At 66.5% G+C, this 5,262-nt stretch carries 5 protein-coding genes and 2 rRNA genes; 4 read left to right on the top strand and 3 right to left on the bottom strand.

The window, feature by feature from the left end; all coding sequences use genetic code 11:
* Window positions 1-104 precede the first annotated feature (104 nt).
* Genes bfr through VGD93_RS02905 form a run of 3 tightly spaced genes read left to right on the top strand, consistent with a single transcriptional unit; the run spans window position 105 to window position 1,293 of the window.
* The gene (gene bfr, locus VGD93_RS02915) at window positions 105-590 is read left to right on the top strand and encodes a bacterioferritin (RefSeq protein ID WP_395009013.1); all 486 of its coding nucleotides are present in this window, start codon (window positions 105-107) and stop codon (window positions 588-590) included.
* The gene (locus VGD93_RS02910) at window positions 587-997 is read left to right on the top strand and encodes a VOC family protein (RefSeq protein WP_395009011.1); all 411 of its coding nucleotides are present in this window, start codon (window positions 587-589) and stop codon (window positions 995-997) included. The genes bfr and VGD93_RS02910 overlap by 4 nt, the downstream gene beginning before the upstream one ends.
* 14 nt (window positions 998-1,011) lie before the next feature.
* Complete coding sequence (locus tag VGD93_RS02905) at window positions 1,012-1,293, top strand: acylphosphatase (RefSeq protein ID WP_395009009.1); 282 nt, start codon at window positions 1,012-1,014, stop codon at window positions 1,291-1,293.
* 31 nt (window positions 1,294-1,324) lie between these two features.
* Here VGD93_RS02905 and VGD93_RS02900 read toward each other — a convergent pair whose 3' ends face one another.
* Window positions 1,325-2,335 (bottom strand): alpha/beta hydrolase, encoded by a 1,011-nt coding sequence (locus VGD93_RS02900; protein ID WP_395009007.1) that lies wholly within the window; start codon window positions 2,333-2,335, stop codon window positions 1,325-1,327.
* A gap of 204 nt (window positions 2,336-2,539) precedes the next feature.
* Here VGD93_RS02900 and VGD93_RS02895 point away from each other — a divergent pair, with 204 nt between their 5' ends.
* A complete protein-coding gene (locus tag VGD93_RS02895; RefSeq protein WP_395009005.1) occupies window positions 2,540-4,309 on the top strand; it encodes an SLC13 family permease in 1,770 nt (589 codons plus the stop codon).
* A gap of 306 nt (window positions 4,310-4,615) precedes the next feature.
* On the opposite strand, the gene rrf is transcribed toward VGD93_RS02895, so the two are convergent.
* Together rrf and VGD93_RS02885 are read right to left on the bottom strand one after the other, a co-directional pair.
* Window positions 4,616-4,731: ribosomal RNA gene (rrf, locus tag VGD93_RS02890) — 5S ribosomal RNA — on the bottom strand.
* Between the two features lie 144 nt (window positions 4,732-4,875).
* Window positions 4,876-5,262, bottom strand: a 23S ribosomal RNA gene (locus VGD93_RS02885); the annotation flags it as partial.

Raw genomic sequence — 5,262 nt, 5'->3', positions numbered from 1 at the left:
GGTTACCCAAGATTATCACGTCGAGATCGCGCAGGATGGCGCCGGATTGCAAGCAACTCCGGCCAGCTCTGCCGCGTTGCGGCAAGAGCGCGAAGGAGGTGATGATGAAGGGCGAAGACCAGGTCATCGAGCGGCTTAACGAGGCCTTGTTTCTCGAACTCGGTGCCGTCAACCAGTACTGGATACACTACCGGCTGCTGTCCGACTGGGGCGTACAGAAGCTCGCGGACAAGGAACGCGCCGAATCGATCGAGGAGATGCACCACGCCGACAGGCTGATCGAGCGCATCATCTTCCTCGAGGGCCATCCCAACCTGCAGCGGGTGGCGCCGCTGCGCATCGGCCAGACCGTCAAGGAAGTCCTCGAGGCCGATCTCGCCGGCGAGTACGACGCCTGCAAGGCCTACAAGTCGTCTCGCGATTTGTGCGAGAGCGCCGGCGACTACATCAGCAAGAACCTGTTCGAGGAGCTCCTCGCCGACGAGGAGGGCCATGTCGACTTTCTGGAGACGCAGCTGCAGCTGCTGAACAGCATCGGCGCGGACAAATACGCCCTGCTCAACGCCAAGCCCGCGGGCGACGCCGAATGAAGTTCCATGCCGGGCGCCTGATCGACCATGTGCACCTGCGCGTCCGCGATCTCGACGCCAGCAAGAGGTTCTATGTCGCCGTCCTCGGCGCCCTCGACATCCCGGTCGGCCAGTCCAACGAGCACTTCTTCCAGGCCGACGAACTGTTCATCGACGCCGTTGCTCCTGGAGGCATGCCCTCGCGGGTGCATCTCGCCTTCCAGGCCCGCGACGAAGCCATGGTGGCCGCCTTCCATGCCGCCGCCGTCGCCGCCGGTGGCAGGGACAACGGTGGCCCCGGCGAACGGTCCTACCACCCCGGCTACTACGCCGCCTACGTGCTCGACCCCGACGGCAACAACATCGAGGCGGTGATCCACGGCAGGGAGAAGCGTTCCGCCGCCTCGGTCATCCGCGAGCCGGTCTGACCGGCGGGGCGTCGATGCAGGCGCGCGCCGTCCAAGTGCGCATCACCGGGCTCGTGCAGGGCGTGGGCTATCGCGCCTGGGTGGAGCGGGAGGCGCGCTCGCGCGGCCTGTCGGGCTGGGTGCGCAACCGCTTCGACGGCTCGGTCGAGGCGGTGTTTGCCGGCCCGGCCGAAGCGGTGGAGACCATGCTCGACGCCTGCCGCCTGGGACCGCGCCGGGCCGCGGTCGAGGCGGTTGCCATCGCCGAACCCGCCGAGCCGGTCGCGGTCGGGTTTCGCGTCCTGCCCACGCTGTGATGGCACGGACGGCCACGGCGACGGCTATTTCCTATTTCGGCCCGCCTACCGCGATCGGCGCCAGGATGGCATCCATCTCGGCGATCAGCGCCGTCATCGGATCCTGCTGGGCTGCCGGCGGCTCGGGCGTGAACACCGGGCGCGGCGTGCCGCTCGGGAAGGCGCCGAAACGCTGGAAGAATTCGGTGACGTCGGCGAGCACCGGCATGCGCCAGCGCCACAACGAGCCGAGCGCGATGACCGGCTCCATGTGGCCGAAGCCGTCGTAGTATCTTTCGGTCACCCAGATGCCCTGCGCTTTCAGCTTCTCGGCCAGGGCCTGCGAGTTCTCGACACGGACGATGGGATCGGTGGTCCCGCTGGCGAGCAGCATCGGCGGGGCGTCGGAGGTCACCAGGTTGACCGGTTGCGTCCCCTCGGGGCTGGGGGCGCTGTCGAAGGCGTCGCGCACCTCGTTGTACTCGAAGGGGTAGAAATTGTAGGGCCCCGAGATGCCCGCCACGGCGCGGATCGGCATGGTGACCCCATATTCGCGCAGGAACGAGCGATCGAGCGCCAGCATCACCGCATTGTAGGCGCCGGCCGAATGCCCGGCGATGAAGAAGCGCGTGCTGTCCCCGCCATAGCCGGAGATGTTGTCCTCGATCCACTTGACCGCCTGCGCATTGTCCTCGAGGAACTCGGGATAGCGCACTTCCGGGAACAGCCGGTAATCGGGGATGACGACGACGAAGCCCTGCGCCGCCAGCGCCCGGCCGACGAACTCGTATTCGAAGCGGTCGCCCGCCCGCCATGCCCCGCCATAGATGAACATCACCACCGGCGCGGGCCCCTTCGCCTCGGCGGAGCGGTAGATGTCGAGCTTCTTGCGCTCACCGTCGGCGTAGGGAATGCCGGCGTGCTTGCGCACGCCCTGGTCAACGGCGGCCGGCAGGTTGAAGGGGGAGAAGATGGTCACCTGGGCCACGGCCGGCAGGGCCGGGCCGAACAGCAGGGCGGTCAATATGGACAGGCGCATACAGGCGAGCAAATAGCGTCTCATCGATGGCACAGACTCGGCTTGGTTGGCGGGGGCGCCCCCTCTTGGCGGAAGAAACCGAAAATATTGTGACGAGCGGGCGGCAGGCGGACGGCCCCCGGCATCGACGACGCCCGTGTTGACACGAGCGTCCCCCCCGAGTCTTTTTTGCTTCGGCCGTGCGTCCGCTTTCGGTTCGCAGCGTTGTACCGGCTATCCGGAGGCGACATGACCACCCCGCAACTGCTCTCTCTTCTCGTCATCGGCCTGATGATGGTGGGCTTCGTCTCCAACCGGCTGCGCTACGACGTCGTGGCCGTCGTTGCGCTGCTCGCCTCGGTGGTGCTGGGCATCGTGCCCGCCGACAAGGCCTTCTCCGGATTTTCTGACGACATCGTGGTCATTGTCGGCTCGGCCCTGGTGGTCAGCGGTGCCATCGCCCGCTCCGGCATCCTCGACCTGGCGCTGCAGCGGATCGCCCTGGCGATCGACCGGCCGCGCGCGCAACTGGTCACGCTCGTCGTCGCCGTCACCGCGCTCTCCGCCTTCGTCAAGAATATCGGGGCGCTCGCCATCATGATGCCGATCGCCTTCCAGATGGCCCGCGGCTCGAGGGTATCGCCCTCGATGTTCCTGATGCCGATGGCGTTCGGTTCGCTGCTGGGCGGGCTGATGACGCAGATCGGCACGTCGCCCAACATCATCGTCTCGCGGATCCGAGAGGAGCTGACCGGAGCCTCCTTCGCCATGTTCGACTTCACGCCGGTGGGAGCGGTGCTGGCGGTGGTCGGCGTCGCCTTCCTCGCCACGTTCCACTGGCTGCTGCCGGAACGGCGCAAGGCCGAATCGGGGCTCGACGAGGCCATCGCCATCAAGAACTACATGACGGAGGCACGCGTCACCGAGACCTCGGCGGTGATGGACAAGACGGTGAGCAGCGTGCAGAAGCTCGGCGGCGGCCGCGCCATGGTCACCGGCATCATCGGCGACAACGGGCGCCGCCGCACGCCCTTTCCCGACGCCAAGCTGCGTGTCGGCGACATCCTGCTGATGGAGGGCGAGCCGGACGCGCTCGACAAGATGGTGGCCCTGGGCGGGCTGTCGCTCTCCAACCGCATGCCCGTCGACCAGACGCAGGACAACGAGGCCGGCAGCGTCGAGGCGGTGATCGGGCAGAATTCGCTGCTCGTCGGCATGACGGCCCAGGAGCTCGCGCTGTTCGACCGCACCGGGGTCAACGTGCTCGCCGTCAGCCGGCGCGACAAGCGCTTCACCGAAAGGCTCGGCCAGATCCGCTTCGAGAACGGCGACGTCATCGTTCTGCACGGCAACCAGCAGCGCTTGCCCGAAGTGCTGCGCGAGCTCGACTGCCTGCCGCTGGTGCGGCGCAGCATCCGACTGGGCAGCATCCGCCGCGGCCTGCTGCCGCTCGCCATCCTGGTCGGCGCCGTGGCAGCGGCGACCACGGGGTTGTTGCCGGTCGCAGTGGCCTTCTTCGCCGCCGCGGCGCTGATGGTCCTGGTCGGCACGCTGCCGCTGCGCGACGTCTACGAGCAGCTCGAGCCACCCATATTGGTGATGCTGGCAGCGCTGATCCCCGTCGCCGATTCGCTGCGCACGACCGGGGCGACCGACCAGATCGCCGGCTGGCTGTCCACGGCCGCGCAGGCACTGCCCGCCTGGGGAGCAGTCGGCCTGATCCTGGTCGCGGCCATGGCGGTGACGCCGTTCCTCAACAATGCCGCGGCGGTGCTGGTCATGGCTCCGATCGCTGCCGCCTTCGCCACCGGCCTCGGCTACCGGCCGGAGGCCTTCCTGATGGCGGTCGCCATCGGCGCCGGCTGCGATTTCCTGACCCCGATCGGCCACCAGTGCAACACGCTGGTGATGGGGCCGGGCGGCTATCGCTTCGGCGACTACGCGCGGCTCGGACTGCCGCTTTCCATCCTCGTCATCCTGGTGGCGACGCCGATGCTGCTGCTGGTCTGGCCGGTGTGACACTGGACGCTGCCGCGCCGGCCACCGGCCTCGCTCGGGAGCCTGCCGCCTGGCTGCAGGTTCGGGAGCAGGCGGCTTTGCCCCTTTGCTGAGATTGCCCGCCATCCGGAGCGCCGGCGCCCGCTTCCGGACTGGAGGCGACCGGCCCGCCTGGAGACAAGGCTGCCCTCCCCGCTCCCTCGGTGACGCAAGCTCCGGCGCGGCTTCCCCGCAAGCGGACGCCGCACAAACGAAAACGCCGGCTCCTTGCGGAACCGGCGTTGTCGATTGGGTTTCTAGTCGTAAGAGACCGAGTGTTCTTGGCAGACCTGGCAGCGACCTACTCTCCCAAGCCTTGAGACTTAGTACCATCGGCGCGAAGGGGTTTAACGGTCGAGTTCGGGATGGGATCGGGTTCTGGGCCCCTTGCAATAACCACCAGGTCGACGAAAAACACTCGGGTGAATTCTGGTTATGATGAACGCCGGGCTCCCATGCCGGGCCAGGCGTTCGGTGTCTGACATCTCAACCATGCGCAACGTGCCGCCACCAGGGCAGGCAAACGTTGCGGGCATTGATTAATGAGAACGATCAAGCCAATCGAGCTATTAGTACCGGTCAGCTTCACACATTGCTGCGCTTCCACATCCGGCCTATCAACGTGGTGGTCTTCCACGGCTCTCAAGGGAATACTCGTTTTGAGGGAGGCTTCCTGCTTAGATGCTTTCAGCAGTTATCCCGTCCGCACATAGCTACCCTGCAATGCGGCTGGCGCCACAACAGGTCCACCAGAGGTGCGTCCAACCCGGTCCTCTCGTACTAGGGTCAGCTCCTCTCAATATTCCTACACCCACGGCAGATAGGGACCGAACTGTCTCACGACGTTCTAAACCCAGCTCACGTACCACTTTAAATGGCGAACAGCCATACCCTTGGGACCTGCTCCAGCCCCAGGATGTGATGAGCCGACATCG

The sequence above is a fragment of the Devosia sp. genome, assembly GCF_036406155.1.
Taxonomy (GTDB): Bacteria; Pseudomonadota; Alphaproteobacteria; order Rhizobiales; family Devosiaceae; genus Devosia_A.
Note: the sequence above shows the minus strand (reverse complement) of the source record. Positions and strands in the feature narration are given on the sequence as shown.